General features: G+C 56.3%; 17 protein-coding genes. 5 read left to right on the top strand and 12 right to left on the bottom strand.

Going from position 1 to position 18,804, the window contains the following annotated elements; genetic code table 11:
* The first annotated feature begins 105 nt into the window (after positions 1–105).
* The gene (locus ACWKXX_RS14120; protein WP_261665780.1) at positions 106–1,755 is read left to right on the top strand and encodes a methyl-accepting chemotaxis protein; all 1,650 of its coding nucleotides are present in this window, start codon (positions 106–108) and stop codon (positions 1,753–1,755) included.
* Positions 1,756–1,834: 79 nt separating this feature from the next.
* Here ACWKXX_RS14120 and ACWKXX_RS14115 read toward each other — a convergent pair whose 3' ends face one another.
* From ACWKXX_RS14115 to ACWKXX_RS14105, 3 genes are all read right to left on the bottom strand, one after another.
* Positions 1,835–2,800: a DMT family transporter gene (locus ACWKXX_RS14115; RefSeq protein ID WP_017383939.1), complete on the bottom strand. Its 966-nt coding sequence runs from the start codon at positions 2,798–2,800 to the stop codon at positions 1,835–1,837.
* Between the two features lie 75 nt (positions 2,801–2,875).
* Entirely contained in the window at positions 2,876–3,700 is an 825-nt protein-coding gene (locus ACWKXX_RS14110) for an AraC family transcriptional regulator (RefSeq protein ID WP_017694662.1), read from the bottom strand.
* A gap of 81 nt (positions 3,701–3,781) precedes the next feature.
* Positions 3,782–4,630, bottom strand: coding sequence for an SDR family oxidoreductase (locus ACWKXX_RS14105; RefSeq protein WP_261665779.1), 849 nt, complete (start codon positions 4,628–4,630; stop codon positions 3,782–3,784).
* A gap of 84 nt (positions 4,631–4,714) precedes the next feature.
* On the opposite strand from ACWKXX_RS14105, the gene ACWKXX_RS14100 reads away from it, so the two are divergent.
* Positions 4,715–5,101: a winged helix-turn-helix transcriptional regulator gene (locus tag ACWKXX_RS14100; protein ID WP_017694660.1), complete on the top strand. Its 387-nt coding sequence runs from the start codon at positions 4,715–4,717 to the stop codon at positions 5,099–5,101.
* A gap of 93 nt (positions 5,102–5,194) precedes the next feature.
* Here ACWKXX_RS14100 and ACWKXX_RS14095 read toward each other — a convergent pair whose 3' ends face one another.
* Positions 5,195–7,138: a bifunctional 2',3'-cyclic-nucleotide 2'-phosphodiesterase/3'-nucleotidase gene (locus ACWKXX_RS14095; RefSeq protein ID WP_261665777.1), complete on the bottom strand. Its 1,944-nt coding sequence runs from the start codon at positions 7,136–7,138 to the stop codon at positions 5,195–5,197.
* A gap of 190 nt (positions 7,139–7,328) precedes the next feature.
* On the opposite strand from ACWKXX_RS14095, the gene cysQ reads away from it, so the two are divergent.
* Positions 7,329–8,069, top strand: coding sequence for a 3'(2'),5'-bisphosphate nucleotidase CysQ (gene cysQ / locus ACWKXX_RS14090; RefSeq protein ID WP_015572488.1), 741 nt, complete (start codon positions 7,329–7,331; stop codon positions 8,067–8,069).
* Here cysQ and ACWKXX_RS14085 read toward each other — a convergent pair.
* Positions 8,063–8,620 carry a YtfJ family protein gene (locus ACWKXX_RS14085; RefSeq protein ID WP_017694658.1) on the bottom strand — a complete coding sequence of 186 codons (558 nt, stop codon included), beginning with the start codon at positions 8,618–8,620 and terminating at the stop codon, positions 8,063–8,065. The two genes, cysQ and ACWKXX_RS14085, sit on opposite strands and share 7 nt — an antisense overlap.
* Positions 8,621–8,944: 324 nt before the next feature.
* On the opposite strand from ACWKXX_RS14085, the gene ACWKXX_RS14080 reads away from it, so the two are divergent.
* The gene (locus ACWKXX_RS14080; RefSeq protein ID WP_003856054.1) at positions 8,945–9,151 is read left to right on the top strand and encodes a DUF1107 domain-containing protein; all 207 of its coding nucleotides are present in this window, start codon (positions 8,945–8,947) and stop codon (positions 9,149–9,151) included.
* Between the two features lie 76 nt (positions 9,152–9,227).
* On the opposite strand, the gene ACWKXX_RS14075 is transcribed toward ACWKXX_RS14080, so the two are convergent.
* The 6 genes from ACWKXX_RS14075 to ACWKXX_RS14050 form a co-directional block, all read right to left on the bottom strand.
* Positions 9,228–10,565, bottom strand: a complete 1,338-nt coding sequence (locus ACWKXX_RS14075) for a hemolysin family protein (RefSeq protein WP_017383933.1) — start codon at positions 10,563–10,565, stop codon at positions 9,228–9,230.
* A gap of 193 nt (positions 10,566–10,758) precedes the next feature.
* Entirely contained in the window at positions 10,759–12,303 is a 1,545-nt protein-coding gene (locus ACWKXX_RS14070; RefSeq protein WP_017383932.1) for an MFS transporter, read from the bottom strand.
* Between the two features lie 69 nt (positions 12,304–12,372).
* The gene (locus ACWKXX_RS14065; RefSeq protein WP_045339546.1) at positions 12,373–13,395 is read right to left on the bottom strand and encodes a Gfo/Idh/MocA family protein; all 1,023 of its coding nucleotides are present in this window, start codon (positions 13,393–13,395) and stop codon (positions 12,373–12,375) included.
* Positions 13,396–13,404: 9 nt separating this feature from the next.
* Positions 13,405–14,472 (bottom strand): Gfo/Idh/MocA family protein, encoded by a 1,068-nt coding sequence (locus tag ACWKXX_RS14060; protein WP_261665775.1) that lies wholly within the window; start codon positions 14,470–14,472, stop codon positions 13,405–13,407.
* Between the two features lie 2 nt (positions 14,473–14,474).
* On the bottom strand, positions 14,475–15,653 hold the full coding sequence (locus ACWKXX_RS14055; RefSeq protein ID WP_045339362.1) for a Gfo/Idh/MocA family protein: 1,179 nt from the start codon (positions 15,651–15,653) through the stop codon (positions 14,475–14,477).
* A 15-nt stretch (positions 15,654–15,668) separates the two neighbouring features.
* Complete coding sequence (locus ACWKXX_RS14050) at positions 15,669–16,820, bottom strand: Gfo/Idh/MocA family protein (protein ID WP_015572494.1); 1,152 nt, start codon at positions 16,818–16,820, stop codon at positions 15,669–15,671.
* 192 nt (positions 16,821–17,012) lie between these two features.
* On the opposite strand from ACWKXX_RS14050, the gene ACWKXX_RS14045 reads away from it, so the two are divergent.
* A complete protein-coding gene (locus ACWKXX_RS14045) occupies positions 17,013–18,071 on the top strand; it encodes a LacI family DNA-binding transcriptional regulator (protein WP_039271936.1) in 1,059 nt (352 codons plus the stop codon).
* Here the strand turns inward: ACWKXX_RS14045 and msrA are convergent, their stop codons facing one another.
* Complete coding sequence (gene msrA / locus ACWKXX_RS14040) at positions 18,072–18,713, bottom strand: peptide-methionine (S)-S-oxide reductase MsrA (protein ID WP_006810351.1); 642 nt, start codon at positions 18,711–18,713, stop codon at positions 18,072–18,074.
* Between the last annotated feature and the right edge of the window lie 91 nt (positions 18,714–18,804).

Below are 18,804 nucleotides of genomic sequence, written 5' to 3'. Positions count from 1 at the left end.
AAAAGGGCTTTCGAAAGTTTTTAAAGGTGGAGAAACAGTAAACAACCTGCCGCGCGTGCCGATAGATACAGGTCAGACAATACCTGTATATAAAAAAGGCAACGCATGTTTAAACGTATAAAAGTCATTACTCTTTTGATTTCGGTGCTGCTTGTGCTCGGCATCATGCAGCTGATCTCCGCTGGCATTTTCATTAACGCACTCAATAACGATAAAGAGAACTTCACCGTTTCTCAGCTTTCCAGCCAGAACGTCGCGGAGTTTACCGACGCCTGGATCAGCCTGAACCAGGCGCGCGTCACTCTCAACCGCGGTATGCTGCGCCTGCAAAGCAGCATGGCGTCGCAGATTAACGGCGGGCAGCTGAACGAGCTGGTCAATACCGCGAAAAACCTGCTGGCCGATGCCCAGATCCATTACGATAAATACTACGCGCTGCCGGAAACGCCGGGTATGGACGAGCACCTGGCCGATCGTCTGGAAGAGCAATACCGCGTCTACTCCGCCACGCTGACGCAAATGAACGTTCTGCTGGGGCAGGGCAATCTGGAAGATATGTTCAAACAAAATGCCGAACAGAAGCAGACCGCGATGCAAAAGGTTTATCGCGAGTGGCGTGAGGCGCAGGCCGCGCTGACCGCCAAAGGTATCCAGGACAATGAAAGCGACTACAAACGCATTCTGTGGATCCTTTCTGCGGTGATGCTGCTGGTGATCGCGGTGATTATTTCCAGCTGGATTGCGATGCGCCGTGTGCTGCTGCTGCCGCTGGAAGAGGTGATCAACCATATCCGCGCCATTGCCGCAGGGGATTTAACCCAGCCGATTCAGGCTGAGGGTAAAAATGAAATGGCGATCCTGGCGCGCAACGTTCAGGAGATGCAGACTGCGCTGGCCAACACGGTGGGCGTGGTGCGTGAAGGCGCTGATACCATCTACACCGGCGCGGGTGAAATCTCGGCGGGCAGCAACGATCTCTCCTCCCGTACCGAGCAACAGGCCGCTTCTCTGGAAGAGACGGCAGCCAGCATGGAACAGTTAACCGCCACCGTGAAGCAAAACGCCGATAACGCGCGTCAGGCGTCGCGTCTGGCGCTGGACGCCTCCTCCACCGCGAAGAAGGGCGGTGACGTGGTCGAGGGCGTTGTGCGCACCATGGACGAAATCGCCACCAGTTCCAGCAAAATCGCGCAAATTACTAACGTGATCGACGGCATTGCTTTCCAGACCAATATTCTGGCGCTGAACGCGGCGGTAGAAGCGGCGCGCGCGGGCGAGCAGGGACGTGGCTTCGCGGTTGTCGCGGGCGAGGTGCGTACCCTTGCCCAGCGCAGCGCGCAGGCGGCGAAAGAGATCAAAGCGCTGATCGATGATTCCGGCGAACGCGTCAACGCGGGTTCTCAGCTGGTAAATGAAGCGGGCGCGACGATGGCGGAGATCGTCAATGCGGTTACGCGCGTGACGGACATCATGGGTGAGATTGCGTCGGCCTCCGACGAACAGAGCCGCGGTATCGACCAGGTGGGTCAGGCGGTGGCGGAGATGGATCGCGTCACCCAGCAGAACGCCTCGCTGGTGGAAGAGTCTGCGGCGGCAGCTGCGGCGCTGGAAGATCAGGCTGCACGCCTGAACGACGCGGTGGCGGTGTTTAAGATCACCCGCAACCAGGCGGTGAAAGCCGCGCCGGTTAAGACCTATGCACCTAAAGCGCAGCCCCTCGCGGCGGCGTCTGAAGCGAACTGGGAAACGTTCTGATACTGTGCCGGGTGGCGCTGACGCTTACCCGGCCTACGGTTTGTAGGCCCTGCAAGCGAAGCGCCGCTGGGCGAAAAGCTCACCCCTCCGACGCCGGAACGACCATCGGTTTTTCCGGCTTCGCTCTCACCGCAATCACCACCCCAACGACCAGCAGCGCGATCCCGCAGGCCGTTAGCAGCGGCGGCACGCTCTGACGCATCAGGAAGGTATAGAGCAGCCCTGCCAGCGTCTCAAAGACAATCAGCGGCCCCAGTATCACCGTCGGCAGCTTCTGGCTGGCAATGTTCCAGCACAGCGCGCCCACCCACGAACAGAGCACGGCAATGGCGACCATTAACCCGACGAATACCCACGGGCGCGGTCCGAAGGGCAGGGTAAATGCCGGTTGCTGGCTACCCAGCCAGACACACGCGCCCACATAGCCCAGCAACGAGACAGGGAGGGTGACCAGCGCCTGCGCCGTCGCCCACATCATCGGATGTTTATCCGGGTTTTCCCGCAGCCAGCGTGCGTTGCGCAGGGCATACCAGGCCCAACAGACAACCGAGATAAACGCCAGAAAGATCCCTGAACCGTAACGCCACAAGCTGAAGTTTTCGAGGCCGTGGCGAAGCTCGGCAATATTCACGCACACCAGCCCCACGGCGATGCAGACCAGAGCGGGCGCCATTTTTGACCACGCCAGTTTGCCGTCACGCTGGCTGTAAAGCAGGTTCGCGAAAACCGGGATGACCACCGGTAGCGTGCCGATAATCATGGTCGACACCGGCGCACCGGTGCGCTGAATGGCGCTCGCCAGACAGACGTAGTAGATCAGATTACCCATCATGGTCAGCGCCAGCGCGGTGAGCCAGTCCTGGCGGCCCAGCTGACGCAGACGCGCGCGCCCCAGCCACGCCAGCGGCACGGCAATCAGCCCCAGCGCCAGGTAACGTCCGGTCGACTGCAAAATTGCCGGGTACTCCGGCACAATCAGCGGGCCGACAAAAATCAGCCCCCACATCAAACCCGCAAGCAGGGCATACAACACGCCGCTAATCATTTTTCCATCCATCTTGATTCACTTTGCGATCAGTGTAGGAGGGCAAAACGCGCGCGTATTGTATGAGGTTGCGCATTAGCGCGGCATAACCTGTTTCTGGTAGCGCACGGGCGTGATGCCGTAGCGACGGGTGAATGCGCGGGTTAAATGCGACTGATCGGTCAGCCCGGTCGCGGCGGCCACCTCGGCGGCAGGCATGCCGTGGGTGAGGAATGCTTTTGCGCGCCACAGCCGGATGGCCATCAGCATCTGGTGGGGCGTAACGTGGAAATGGGCTTTGAACTGGCGCTGAAAATGGTACGGGCTGAGCGAGACAACGTTAGCCAGCTCGTCCAGGGTCAGCGAGCGCATATAGTTGTCGTGCAGATAATCGCGAACGCGTTCGAAGCGGTGCGCGGCCTCCTGCACCACCGGCGCATGATGGGCCAGTGGCTGAAAAGTCTGAATCAAATCCAGTAGCAGCCCCTTCTGCGCCAGCGGATCGTTGGTGTGCCACAAGCCGTAAATTAACCGGCCAATCTGCTGCGAGCGCAAAGGGTCGTGGCGCGTGACGTCATTAAACCACCAGTGACGCAGGCCGGTGACCTCTTCCAGCAGGTCGGGTTCGATGTAGACCATCCGGTAGCGCCAGCCGCCTTCGGTGGCGGATTCCCCGGTGTGGATCTCGTCCGGGTTCATGGTCACGACGGATTTTTCCGCGGCAAGATGCTGGGTACCGCGATAGCGGAAGCGTTCGGCACCGGTTTCGATGGTGCCGATACCGAAGGCTTCATGAGTGTGAGGCTCAAAGGCGTAGTCAGAGATATGGGCGTGATAAAGCTCCAGGCCCGGCAGCTGCGCCAGATGGCGAAAGCGCGCGCTGTCTCTCTCATCAGTGAACTGTTCCGGTACGCCTTGCACGGTGAGCCTCCTTGTGGGTCATCGCTTCATTATCAGAGATGACCCGAGGGGATGCCACAAAAAATAACCAATTTTTAACAACTACAGGATGGCTTTGACGCTTTCCGCCAGTGATGTGGTTGGGCGGCCGATCAGTTTGCTCAGGGTACGGCTGTCGTCGAACAGGCCGCCTTTGGACGCGCCGGTGTCGGAGTCCGCCAGCATCTCCGCCAGCCCGGCAGGCAGACCAACGCCCTTCAGCGCAGCGGCGAAATCGGCTTCGCTGAGGTTCTGATACGTTACCGGCTTACCGCTCTGCTTGCTCAGTTCCGCAGCCAGTTCGCTCAGCGTCCAGGCATTATCACCCGCCAGTTCATACACCTTGCCGGCATGACCCTCTTCAGAAATCACTTTCGCTGCCGCCGCCGCGTAATCCGCACGGGTCGCAGAGGCAATTTTGCCTTCGCCTGCGGCACCCATAAATACGCCGTGTTCCAGCGCTGGCGGTGCGCTTGCCAGGTAGTTTTCGGTGTACCAGCCGTTGCGCAGCAGAGCGTAAGGCACGCCGGAGGCCGCCAGGGCATTTTCGGTTTCGACGTGCTCAACGTGCAGACCCAGCGGAGATTTGTCAGCATGCAGCAGGCTGGTATAGGCGATGAATTTCACCCCGGCGGCTTTGGCGGCGTTTATCACGTTCTGGTGCTGTACGGCACGCTGGCCCACTTCGCTGGAGGAGATGAGCAGTAGTTTATCCACGCCGTTCAGCGCGGTGGTAAATGCGGCTTCATCGGTGTAATCCGCCTGACGCACAACGACCCCTTGCTGACGCAACGATTCGGCTTTCGCCGGGTTACGCACAATAGCCACGATCTGGCTGGCCGGAACGGTTTTCAGCAGTTCTTCAATAACGTGTTGGCCAAGCTGGCCGGTTGCGCCGGTAATCGCGATCATGACGAATCTCCTTCGTGTTTGTCTGGTGTTGTGGCACACTATCACCATAACTAACTTTTAGTAAGTACGTACAAAAAGGTAAGTATGAAAACAACAATACCAACGCTCAGCGAGCAAATGCGCGATGGCAACCTCTTTGCGGAACAGTGCCCGTCACGGGAGGTGCTCAAACACGTAACCAGCCGCTGGGGCGTGCTGATCCTGGTGGCGTTACGTCAGGGGACGCATCGCTTCAGCGATCTGCGCCGCAAGATGGGCGGCGTCAGCGAGAAGATGCTGGCTCAGTCTTTACAGGCGCTGGAGCATGACGGGTTTGTCGATCGCGTGTCGTATCCGGTCGTGCCGCCGCATGTGGAGTATAGCCTGACGCCGATGGGGCAGGAGGTAAGCGAGAAGGTGGCCGCGCTGGCCGACTGGATTGAGGTCAATACGCCGCAGGTGATGGCAAACCGGGAAGAGCGTGCGGCATGAAATGCCGGGTGGCGCTTGCGCTTACCCGGCCTACGGGATCGAGGATTGCGGGTAGGCCGGGTAAGGCGAAGCCGCCACCCGGCACAATCATCGCTACCTGCTCAAATCCACCTGATAAATCGCGAACCTAATATCATCCGTCGCGACCTTTTGCATCGGATACTGCGCCTTATCCTTGATAAACGCGGCTGCTTTATCGGACGGAGATGTCTCAAAGCGAATATCCAGCTTAGTGTCGCTGTGGATCGGCGCAAGTCGCCAGTTGTTATCCACCGCCGGATGAATTTCACCCGTCTTTTTCGACTCCGCGCTGATCCACGCCGCCAGCACCGAACGGTTCTCATCCGGCGAGGCAAAGGCGATGTGGCTGTCACCCGTACCGGCAAACTTGCCGCCATAGGCGCGGTAGTTGTTGGTCACCACCAGGAAAGTGGCATTCGGATCAATCGCTTTGCCGTTGAAGGTCAGGTTTTTGATGCGTTCTGCCTGCGGATTAATGGCCTGACATTCGCCGTCATATTTCGCGGGCTGGGTAACGTCAATCTGATATTCCACGCCGTCGATCACGTCGAAGTTGTAGGTGCGGAAACCGTCCCAGTTAATCAGCGACTGCGGTTTGCTGCTGTGCGGATCGATCTGGTTGAACTGCCCGGCAGAGCACTCCAGCCACTCCTTCACCTCTTTCCCGGTAGCTTTCACCACCACGAGGGTGTTGGGATAGAGGTAGAGATCGGCGGCATTACGGAAGGTCAGCTGGCCTTTTTCCACCTCAACGTAGCTGGCCGGATCGTTCTTCCGTCCGCCCACTTTGAATGGCGCCGCGGCATACAGGACCGGCAGATTTGCCAGATCCGGATCGCCCTGAATATAGTGCTCCGCATAGGCTTTCTGCGCCATGTTGACTACCTGCACGGTCGGGTCATCCTGTACCAGCGCGAGGAAGCTGTACATGTTATCAGCCGATTTACCGATCGGCTTGCTGACAAATTCACGCGTCGCGTCGTGGTCATGCTTCAGGACGTCGACCAGCTTTTTATCTTCCCCTGCCAGAGATTTTTTGGCCGCTGCGTCGTAGATCGGACGCGCTTCCGCTTTCGACTGCGCGACTTTCCAGCTTCCGCTGTCGTTATTCAGCACCAGATCCACCACGCCAAGGTGGTCGCCCCACATGCCCGGCATCACCGATGGCACACCATTGAGCGTCCCTTTTTCGATGTCCGCGCCTTTGATATCAGCGAAATCTTTACCCGGGAAGACGGCGTGGGCGTGACCGAACAGGATCGCATCCACGCCCGGCACCTGGCTGAGATAGTACACGGAGTTCTCAGCCATCACCTGATACGGGTCGGCCGAGAGGCCAGAGTGCGCCACGACGACGATCACATCCGCCCCTTTCGCCAGCATCTCCGGCACGTATTTGCGCGCGGTTTCGGTAATGTCGTTGACGGTCACTTTCCCGTCGAGGTTGGCTTTATCCCACGTCATGATCTGCGGCGGCACAAAACCGATATAGCCGATTTTCAGCGTCTGTTTTTTACCGTCCTGGTCGACAACCTCGGTCTCTTTAATCAGATAAGGGGTAAAGAGCGGCTTCTTCGTCTTAACGTCGATGATATTGGCGTTAACGTACGGGAATTTTGCCCCTGCCAGCGCGTCGTGCAGGTATTTCAGGCCGTAGTTAAATTCGTGGTTGCCCAGATTGCCAACCGCATAATCCAGGGTGTTCATCGCTTTATAGACAGGGTGGACCTCGCCTTTTTTCAGCCCCTTCGCCGCCATGTAGTCGCCGAGCGGACTGCCCTGAATTAAGTCCCCGTTATCGACCAGCACGCTGTTTTTCACTTCACCGCGGGCGGCGTTGATCAAACTTGCCGTGCGTACCAGTCCGAATTTTTCCGTAGGGGTATCTTTGTAGTAATCGAAGTCCATCATATTGCTGTGCAGATCGGTGGTTTCCAGAATACGGAGATCCACCGTCGCCGCCTGAACGCTTGCCGCAATCAGCGTTGCCAGGAGCGTTGCGCTAAACTTAATCATCTGAGGAGTCCTTTTTTCGATCCAAGCCACAAAAGAATATGTATGTAGTATTTGTTGCTTACAGAAGTGTGAATGCTGCCAGAAAAAAGGGCGCTGAAACCAGAATTGCTTCACAGATAGCGGAATTGTTCACATTACGATATAACTAAAACAATAAGTTATGCCCACTGCGTTAACGAAGAGGTGGAGAATGTTAGATAAAATTTGTCAGCTCGCACGGGATGCGGGTGATGCCATTATGCAGGTGTACGACGGTGCGAAACCGATGGATGTTGTCAGCAAAGCGGATGACTCCCCGGTGACGGCGGCGGATATCGCGGCGCATGCGGTGATCCTGAAAGGTTTGCAGGCCCTGACGCCGGATATTCCGGTCCTTTCTGAAGAAGCGCCCCAGAGCTGGGATGAACGTCAGCACTGGCAGCGTTACTGGCTTGTCGACCCGCTGGACGGCACGAAAGAGTTTATCAAGCGTAACGGTGAATTCACCGTCAACATCGCCCTCATTGAAAAAGGAAAAGCGGTGCTTGGCGTGGTTTACGCCCCGGTGATGAAAGTAATGTACAGCGCGGCGGAAGGTAAAGCCTGGAAGGAAGAGTGCGGCGTGCGTAAGCAGATCCAGGTGCGTGATGCTCGTCCTCCGCTGGTGGTGATCAGCCGCTCGCACAGTGACAGCGAGCTGGAGGAGTATCTGCAACAGCTGGGTGAACACCAGACGACGTCGATTGGCTCGTCGCTGAAGTTCTGTCTGGTGGCGGAAGGGCAGGCGCAGCTGTACCCCCGTTTCGGGCCGACGAACGTCTGGGATACGGCGGCAGGGCATGCGGTGGCGGCGGCGGCTGGCGCGCATGTGCATGACTGGCAGGGTAAGCCACTGGACTACACCCCGCGCGAGTCATTCCTGAATCCGGGCTTCCGGGTATCACTTTACTGAGTCAGTAGCTTATGCAGCAGGGCAACCACCTGCTGCACCTCATCCTGCGTCAGCGCGCCGTCTTTAACCCACTGTACGCGACCGTTTTTGTCCAGCACGACAATCGCTGAACTCTCTTCTTCCAGCTGCCACGCCTTACGCGTCACGCCGTTGCTGTCGACAATAAACTGCGACCAGGGATAGAGCTTCTTATTGCTCTCAAGGCTTGAGCGCACAAACATCCCGGAGCCGGGAATCGCGTCGTCGGTGTTCACGATGGTGGTGGTCTGGTAGCGATCGTGCGGGAGTTTTGCGGCCTTGATCGCTTCCACGAGGGTAGCGTTTTTCTCTTTAGCGGATGTACGCCCGGCAATATGTTGTACAACTCTCACTTTGCCCGCAAGCTGCGCGCTATTCCAGGTTTTATAGCTAAACTTATCATTGTCGAGAATCAATTCTCCCCGGTCAGCAATCCCGACCGGCGGGACACGTTGTCCTTTTTCAATGTTGTGTGCGGAAGCCATCAGCGGCAGCAACAGGCAAGCTGCTGCCAGGAGGTTACGTAGGGTCATGGTGTTTCCTTATTGTTAGCAGGTGATCCGACCACTTGGTCATGCGCTTTTAATCATAAGTGCGATCAATAGGCTTTTCCCGCAATCCCGATGCCAGTTTGCGGGCGAACGCACATATCCATGCAAAAACGACGGCATATACTGCGCTGTATCACGCTTTGCAAAGATTATTCTGAATAATTGTAATCAAACGGTAAATAAACTTATGCACACTGGGTAAGTACGAGGTTCTGGTCTATAGTCATTGGGCATCAAAATTTGCGCTCAGGACAGTCGGGCCGATTGTGGCACCGCAAGAGCGTATGATTCGCAGGAGATACAAGAATGAAAATTTTCCAACGCTACAACCCGCTTCAGGTGGCGAAGTACGTGAAGATCCTGTTCCGTGGACGGTTGTACATCAAGGATGTTGGCGCTTTTGAGTTCGATAAGGGCAAAATCCTTATCCCAAAAGTGAAGGACAAACAGCACTTGTCTGTGATGTCCGAAGTCAACCGTCAGGTTATGCGTCTGCAAACTGAGATGGCTTAACCAACGTGCTATGCAGTAGTAGTTAAAAAGACGGCTCCCGATGGGAGCCGTTGATGTTTGTGGGGCACACAAAGGATTACGCCGACACCTTCTCTTCGGCATCCGGCAGTTTCGGCACCAGCATGGTCGGTTTGCTATCAATACGCGTTACCAGCAGCTGGTCGATGCGGTAGTTATCAATATCCACCACTTCAAACTTGAAGCCGGAGAACTTCACCGAGTCGGTACGTTTCGGGATTTTACGCAGCATAAACATCATAAAGCCGCCGATGGTCTCGTAGTTGCCGGACTGCGGGAACTCGTCAATGTCGAGTACGCGCATGACGTCTTCAATCGGCGTACCGCCATCGATGAGCCATGAATTTTCGTCACGCTGAACAATCTGCTCTTCCAGCCCCTGGCCGACCAGGTCGCCCATCAGGGTCGTCATAACGTCGTTGAGGGTGATAATGCCCACCACCAGCGCGTATTCGTTCATGATCACCGCGAAGTCTTCCCCGGCGGTTTTGAAACTTTCCAGCGCTTCGGAGAGCGTCAGGGTGTCCGGCACTATCAGGGTGTTGCGGATCTGCACGCCGCTGTTCAGCGCCAGGCTCTGGTTTGCCAGCACGCGGTTCAGCAGGTCTTTGGAGTCCACATAGCCGATGATATGGTCGATATCTTCGTTACAGACCAGGAACTTGGAGTGCGGATGCTGCGCCACTTTGGTCTTCAGGCTCTGCTCGTCTTCATGCAGATCGAACCAGATGATGTTTTCACGGCCGGTCATGGAGGACGGCACGGTACGGGATTCCAGTTCGAAAACGTTCTCAATCAGCTCGTGCTCCTGCTTACGCAGCACGCCTGCCAGCGCCCCGGCTTCCACCACCGCATAAATATCGTCGGAGGTGATGTCGTCTTTACGCACCATCGGCAGCTTGAAGATGCGGAAAATGACGTTCGCCAGGCCGTTAAAGAACCACACCAGCGGACGGAAGACATACAGGCAGAAGCGCATCGGGTTGATGATACGCAAAGCCACAGCTTCTGGCGCAATCATACCGATGCGTTTCGGGGTCAGGTCCGCGAATAAAATGAACAAGCCGGTGACCAGGGAGAAGGAGAGGATGAAGCTCAACTGCTCGGCCAGCTCTACGGACATGTACTTAACAAAGAGGCTATAAAACGCCGGAGAAAACGCTGCATCGCCCACGATACCGCCAAGGATGGCGACCGCGTTCAGGCCAATCTGCACCACGGTAAAGAACATGCCGGGGTTTTCCTGCATTTTCAGAATGCGTGATGCGTTGATGTTGCCCTCGTCGGCAAGCAGCTTCAGTTTGATTTTACGGGAGGCAGCCAGCGAGATCTCCGATATCGAGAAAAATGCACTGACGGCAATAAGACAAAGTATTACTAAAATACTGTTTAACATAGTTTATCCGGCTTCTCGCCAGATCCTCAGAAGGGGAGTTGATACCATTCGTGTGAAGACACATTGAACTCAGCTCGTAGCGTTGAGCCGATTATTTCAGCGGTAGTATAGCGTAAAGACGTGTAAACCTGCCAGAGGTCACGTTTTCGGCAAAAAAAGCCGGACCGGCATGGGGCCGATCCGGCGGGAAGGGCTATTTCACGGTGGATAAGTTTTCGCCCACAGCCAGGCGTGTGGCATCGCCGCCCCAGACCTGATCGTACTCATAGCCTGTCAGCTGTTTGATGACCACACGGGTGCTGGCGTCGCAGTCGCGATAGTCGCCACCGAGCTTCCGACGCGCGATCTCCTTGAGCAGCACCTTATGCGTCTCGCGGGTCAGCTTAAATTTGTAGGTCGCGAAGAAGCTCACTGCCAGCAGCGCGGCGGTGGCAAAAATCATCAGGCCAATTATTGCTCCCAGCGCGCTTTCAGGCTGTGCGCCACTGCCTTTCACAAAACCGGACTCCTGCAACACCAGGCCGATAATCATAATCGCAATGGCGACGGTGCTTTTGCGGGTCAACACCATTACGCCAGCGAAAATGCCTTCCCGGCGCTGCTGCGTGACGATCTCGTCGATATCCGGAATAAAGCTATAAATATTCCACGGAATGTAATAGAGGCCGGAACGGGCTGCACCCAGCAGGATGAAGACGGCGGAGAACAGCAGCGTTGGCACCTCTGTTTTGGTGAGATAAACCGTAAACAGGAATGCCAGCACCAGGAAAATGCAGCTATACGAAAGGCGCAGTGCGGCGGAAGGGGTCATGTTCAGCCTGTTGAGTAACAGCATAAATCCGTACGTGCCCGGCACGGAGGCAAAAGCCGCAATACTTAGCCAGCCGGACACTGCTGCCGCATCCTGACTCAGGCAATACACCACGTAATAGGTAAAGACTGAACCAAATACGTCCATCGCGGTGAAGGAGAAAATATAAATAAGAATATGCAGGCGGAAAGCGCGAATACGAAAAGAAGAGAAGAGATCCAGCACCAGATATTTGAGGTGATTAATTACTCCGCTGCTGCGCTGGGTATCAACTTTGAAGTCATACTCCTGATGCACATCTTTTGCTTCCCAGGTGCTGTACCAGGTAATAAATACCGCGATGCAAAAGACGCAGGAAAATATCAGTCCGGTTAGCGTGTAGGTAAAGGAATTATCTTTGCCGGTAAATTGCATAATCACGCCCGGAACCGACACCGCAAGAAAACCGCCCAATTGCGAGCAGATCATCCGTACGCCCGACAGGCGGCTGCGCTCTTCATAGCGGTTGGTCATCTCCGCGGCGAGGGTTTCCCACGGCACCAGCACCATCGCTGAAAGCAGTTCGATGGAAAGATAGGTGCCCAGGTAATACCAGTAACCCATGTCCGTCAGCCACAGCAGAGCATAGAGGAACATTAAGGGAGAGCTGAGTAATAAGAAGAAACGGCGACGGCCAAATTTACGCCCAAGCCAGGTGTCGCCGAAATTGTCGGTGATGTAACCCATTATCGGGCTTAATACCGCGTCAATGACGCGGGCAATAGCAAATATAGAGCCGGCTTCCACGACGGATAATCCGCAATAGGTGGTGTAAAAAAATAACAGCCAGGTGCCGATAATGGCGAAAGCGCCTCCGCCAAAGAGGTCGGTTATGCCGTAGCCAAGCGCCACGCCATAACCCACTCTGCGTTCAGTTGGTTTAACCATAATAATATCCAGTGTAGGGTAGATGTAGAGGTTGTATTTTTATTGCACTGCTGGACTACACGTGACGTTCTAATTATTAATATCTATCCATTGTCTTAACTGAGATGACCGATAAAAAGCCTCCACAATCTTGAGTGATTTTCCGGCGGTACAAATATCGGTAAAATCCGTACTCTCCGGGTGATGAATAGCGTGATAAAAACGGCGGATCGCCTGCTGGTGTCCTAATCCCCAGTAACTTTTTGCGGTGCCATCGGGAGAGGCATCGCTTTCCAGGCGAAATCGTTCGCCGGGCGTTATGCGCCAGAGCGTGTTGTCGTTGAGCAGCAGTGAGCCGCGCTCGCACTGGATCTCCAGACAGAGGGGGGAATCCGTGGTGTGGCAGTTGCTGGCATAAAACAGACCGCGCGCACCGTTGGTAAAGTGAAGCGTGGCCATCGCGCTGTCTTCCCCTTGCGTGACGTCAGCCAGTTCCCCGCTGTCGACTACCCCCTTCAGCCGCGTGACGCCACCCGCGAACCACTGCATCAGATCGAGGGTATGGATCGCCTGGTTGATTAGCAGGCTTCCGCCTTCCGTTGCCAGCTGCCCGCGCCACGGGCTTTCCGTGTAATACGCCCCCGAGCGGGACCAGGTCAGCACAGCTTTGATACTTAACATCTTTCCCAGTACGCCTTCCGCCAGCTCCTTGCGAATGCGCAGGCTGGTCGGATTGAGCCGGTTCTGGTAGCAGACGCCGAGCCTGCCGGGTGCCTGCGCGGCGGCAGAGGCAATGTCGGCAAGCTCGCTGCTGTTCATGCCCACCGGTTTTTCGCAAAAGACATGTTTCCCGGCGGCCAGCGCCGCCAGAATCATGTTTTTGTGCTCGAAGTGGGGCGTGCAGATATGCACCACGTCGATGCTGTCATCCAGCAGCATTTCCCGGTAATCCTGATAAAAGCGGCACTGATAGTTCATCGCCAGCTTCAGTCCTTTGACGCTGTCGATATCGACCAGCGCGCGCAGCGCGACATTGGGGATTTGCCTCAGGGCATTCACATGGCAACTGTGAATAGCCCCGGCACCGATAATCGCCGTGTTCAGGATGTTCATGTCGTCCCCTTAGTCAGCTGCGTTTGCGAGCATTTGTGCTTTCACGCACAGTTCGGCAGCTTTGAAAGCGTGCGCCTGAGTCATGGCATTTTCGGTGCGGTGCAGGCAGTCGAGGATCAGTTCGCCAAAGTACGGGAACCCAACCTGCCCGGCCACAGGATAGCGGAACTCGCCCTCGTTATTGACGAGGTAGACGACATCCTGCTCGCCCCGGGTGAGATCGACATATTTACGGATCTCGATATACCCGTCGGTACCGAGCAGCGTCAGGCGACCATCGCCCCAGGTAGAGAGCCCGTCAGGAGTGAACCAGTCACAACGGAAATAGCCGCTGGCGCCGTTTTCTCCTTTGAGCATGGCGTCGCCAAAATCTTCGAATGCGGGATACTGCGGGTGGTTAACGTTGCGCACCTGGCTGGCGACCACGGTAGCGTTGCGGTTGCCGGTATAAAACAGGAACTGCTCGATCTGGTGGCTGCCGATGTCGCACAGGATGCCGCCGAAATAGCGACGATCGTAGAACCAGTCCGGGCGGCCAGTCCCTTCCCGGTGCGGCCCCATGCCCAGGGTTTGCACCACGCGACCAATGGCGCCCTGCTGTACCAACTGCCCGGCAAAGACCGCGCTTTCCACGTGCAGACGCTCGCTGTAGTAGACCGCGTATTTTTTCCCGGTTTTCTCCACCATCGCTTTGGCGTCTGCCAGCTGTTCAAGGGTGGTGAGCGGCGCTTTGTCCGTGAAGTAGTCTTTGCCAGCCGTCATCGCCTTCAGCCCCAGCGCACAGCGTTCGGAGGGGATGGCCGCCCCGGCCACCAGGCGCACGTCGCCATCGGCGAGAATAACGTCCAGGGAATCAGCCACCTTCACCTGCGGGTACTGCTGAACAAACGTGTCCACTTTCGCCGGATCGGGATCGTAAACCCACTTCAGCGTGGCACCTGCTTCAATCAGGCCATTACACATTCCGTAGATATGGCCGTGGTCGAGCGCGGCGGCGGCAAATACAAATTCACCCGCCTGCACCACCGGCTGCGGTTTGCCCACCGGCGCGTAGTTCATTCCGTCATTCTTGTTCATGGTTACAGTCCTCGATCCAGATCTTTACCCAGAGGGATAGCGCCCACTTCGCTGAAGTTGGCGACGCTTGCGGATTTTTCATAAAAACGGGGGGCGAGAGCGTTCGTCCCGCCGGTACGGTAAAACGGATCATCGCGACCAACAGGCAGGGAAACGACACTGCGGGTAATGGCTGATTTATACATCGCAGTAATCAGCTCCAGCGAGCGCTTACCCTGCACGCCGTCCACCAGCGGGGCCGTACCGCGCTCAATGCTCTGAAGCAGGTCGTTAATCTGCCCGGTGTGCAGAGTCCATTCGAGCCTGGGCGTCGCCTGGAAAACGGCATCAAGCCGGGCTTCTCGCTCAATATCGTTGGTCTCCTGCGGGAAGCCGTTGTCAGCACTCACGCTGGCATAAGCCTGCCATGGGGCGGAGATGCGCGCTTTATCACCCTGGATAATGATCTTCTGATCTTCCCCGTGGTGTACTACCGAGGCGGTAAGCTGGGTGAGTGCGCCGTTGGGGTATTTGAATATCGCGGCGCTAAGGTCTTCCACTTCGGCGTTGTCATGGGCCACGTTGGTCATCATCGCCACCACCTCAGACGGGAAGCCGAGCATCCACTGAATGGCGTCAATATGGTGCACCGCGTGGTTCAGCGTGCAGCCGCCCCCTTCCTTTTCCCACGTGCCGCGCCACCACAGGTCGTAGTAGCAATGTCCGCGCCACCAGAAGGAATCCACCTGCGCATGGCATATTTTTCCGGCGAGGCCGGAATCCAGCGCCGCTTTTAAGCGCCAGAAGGCATCGGTAAAGCGGTTCTGGGCAATAATGGAGAGCGTTTTTCCGCTGGCCTGCTGGGCGGCGATCATCGCATCACACTCCTCCAGCGAGGCGGCCATCGGTTTTTCACACAGCACATGGCAGCCGGCATGAAGCGCATCGATGCTGATCTCCGCATGGACATAGGGCGGGGTGCAGACGTCAACGATATCGATGGGAAGCGCATCCTCCAGCAACTGCCGGTGGCTGGCGTACACGCGGGCGTCCGTCAGGCCGTAACGCGCTTTTTTCTCTTCCGCTTTCTCCGGATAGATATCAACCAGCGCAACGATCCGGCAGCGCTGTCCAAACTGCAAATAACCCTGAATATGGTTATGGGAGATATTTCCTGTTCCCACAATGGCGACATTTAACATCGATTTTCTCCGGTGTTACCAGGTACCCGCGGCATCCAGCGTGATGCTGGTGGCTCCTTTATCTACAGAGGTGCTGATGCGCTGCTGAAGCAGGCGCAGGTATTGCTTTTCGTTCAGCGGTAGCTCAACCCAGTCGTCCGTCCAGGTGGAGAGGTGCATGGCGTTAGAGAGGGTTAAACCGCGAATGCCGTCCAGACCCGGTGCAATCAACGGCTCGCCGCGCAGCACGGCGGCGCAGAAGTTGGCGGTGATGACGTGGTGCTCGCTGTATTCCGGGGCAACAGGGACAGAAACCTCCCAGCATTCCGGCTCACCGAAGCCATTCTGCCAGCGAGCGTTAAACTCGGTTTCCGATTCGCGCAGCCGCCAGTAGCGCAGTTTGCCCTCGTCGACGACCACTTTGCCGCGATCGCCGACAATCTCCAGGCGGTTGGTACCCGGTGTTTCCGCGACGGTGGTGATGAACACGCCGGTCGCGCCACTGGCATATTCGGCGTAGGCTGTCACCTCGTCTTCCACTTCGATATCGCGATGCTTACCGAACTGGCAAAACGCGCGCAGACGAACCGGCATGCCCACCAGCCACTGCCAGAGATCGAGCTGGTGCGGGTCCTGGTTGAGCAGCACGCCGCCGCCTTCCCCTTTCCAGGTGGCGCGCCAGCCGCCGGAGTTGTAGTAACTCTGCGAGCGATACCAGTTGGTGATGATCCAGTTGGAGCGGCGGATCTCGCCCAGCTCGCCGCTGTCGATCAGATCTTTCACTTTCTGATACAGCGGGTTGGGCCGCTGGTTATACATGATGCCGAACACCACGTCGCACTCCCGGGCGCAGGCGTTCATCTCCTGGACCTGCGCGGTGTAGACGCCTGCTGGCTTCTCACACAGGGTATGAATGCCGTGGCGCATCGCCAGCATCGACAGGTGCGGGTGATCGTAATGCGGCGTGGCGACAATGACCGCATCGATAAGCCCGCTCTGGAGCATCTCCTGCGCATCACTGAACAGCGGAATGCCGCCAACCAGCTGCCGAATGGCCGGATGCTTTTCCGGCGCGTTATCACACACCGCCGTAAGGCAGGCGTCGCTGACGGTTCCGGCCAGTAAATAGCGTGCGTGGACCGTACCGATATTACCTATACCAATAATGCCAAAACGTACCTTCTCCATGTCTCACCTTAATTTCAGTCAAAAAGCGTGATGACCGAAAAATAGGAAAGGCGAGACGTAGCGACAATGTGTTTTTGTGAGAATACTCGCAAGGTGAATAAGTAAACTCCAACCATTTTGAAATTTGGTTTTAAAATCAAAGCGCTGTTTCTGCAAATATTTGCAAAAACTGATTGAGAGCGAGGTCACACTATGCCGGGCAAGTTAAAAATGGAGGAGATCGCATCCCTGACGGGATATTCCGTGAGCACGGTTTCCAGGGTGTTGAGCGGCAAGTCTTATACCAGCGATAAGGCCCGGGAAGCCATTGTCCGCATCGCACGGGAGCTTGGCGTGCTGGAGTCGATGGCGAGCGGACGGCTTTTAATTAACGGAATCGCTGTATTTGCGCCTGAAAGAACGTTTCAGGGGCGTGGGGATATTTTTTATCTGGAAGTGACCAAAGGCATTGCGGAAGCCAGCGCGCCACATAATGTCTGGATCAGTTATTGCGGATTAGAGGAACAGAATGCGGACGTGAAATTATTTATGGAAAAGGCAAGCCATAAAAATATTAACGCAATAATTATCATTGGTACGGATGATTCCACCATATTTAAGCTGGCCAGCACGCTGAATAAACCCTGTGTATTAATTAATTCCGTTGACCGGGACCGGGTGCTGGATTCGGTTTCCCCCGATCATCGCGCAATCGGCTTTACCACGATGCAATATCTTTTCGAGCAGGGGCATCGCCGGGTGCTGACCATCACCTGTTTACGCCGGGACACGCTCTATGCCCGGCTGGATGGAATTAAAGAAGCGTACCGGCATTTTCATGTGGCGTTTGAGCCGCAGCGGGATTTACTGGTCACGGAGTGGTTTACCGCTGAAGAGGCTGAGCGCGAGCTGGATGCGTGGCTGTTACGTCACGACAGAGCGCAGTGGCCTGAGGTCATTTTTCCCAACAGCACCAGCATGACCGAGGGTGTGCTGAAGGCGTTACAGCGGCATGGGCTGCGCGTGCCGGAAGACATCTCCATCATCACCACCGATTTTGCGTGGAATTTAGCAAACCGGCTTGAAAAGCCCATTACGGGGATCACGGTGCCCTGTCGGGATTTGGGTATAGAAGCGGTGCATTTGCTGCAAACGCGGCTCAACCGACCACAGGCGCCAGTGTTTAACCTGCTGTTGCAGGGGAAAGTCATTGATTACGGTTCGGTGAGTAATGCCACGCGCCACGCGGCTCGCGTGGCGCTGTTGCAGTAATCAGGCCTGCTGGGGAGGCAGGCAAACGCCAATGCCGCCGATACCGCAGTAGCCGTACGGATTTTTATGCAGGTACTGCTGGTGGTCGTCTTCGGCATAGTAGAACGGTTTCGCGGTAGCGATTTCCGTCGTGACCTGACGTTTATCACCGGCCGCCTGCATCGCTTCCTGGAAACGCGTCAGGCTGGCGTGGGCGGCGGCCTCCTGCTCTGGGGTGAGCGGGTAGATGGCCGAACGGTATTGGGTGCCGTGATCGTTACCCTGACGCATGCCCTGCGCCGGGTCATGGTTTTCCCAGAACACCTGGAGCAGCTGTTCATAGCTAATGACGCTCGGGTCATACACCACACGCACCGCTTCAGCATGACCGGTCTCACCGGAACAGACTTCGCGGTAGGTTGGGTTAGGCGTATATCCTCCGGTGTAGCCCGCAGCGGTGCTGTACACGCCCGGCAGTTGCCAGAACAGGCGTTCTACGCCCCAGAAGCAGCCCATGGCAAACAGGGCGATCTCCATTCCATCAGGAACGTTTGTCATTGAATGGTTGTTTACGGCGTGTAATGTTGCCACTGGCATAGGGGTGTTGCGTCCCGGTAACGCATCGGCTTGTGATACCAGATGCTTTTTATCGAATAAACTCACGGTGGGGCCTCCCGGGTAGCGTTGTTTCGGTTAAGGTTGTCACGAAGCGTTTAATTGAACACAATAAATGCGATGAATGAGTCTAGATTTA

It is taken from the genome of Enterobacter sp. UPMP2061, assembly GCF_053709615.1.
This window is presented reverse-complemented; position numbering and strand designations above follow the sequence as displayed.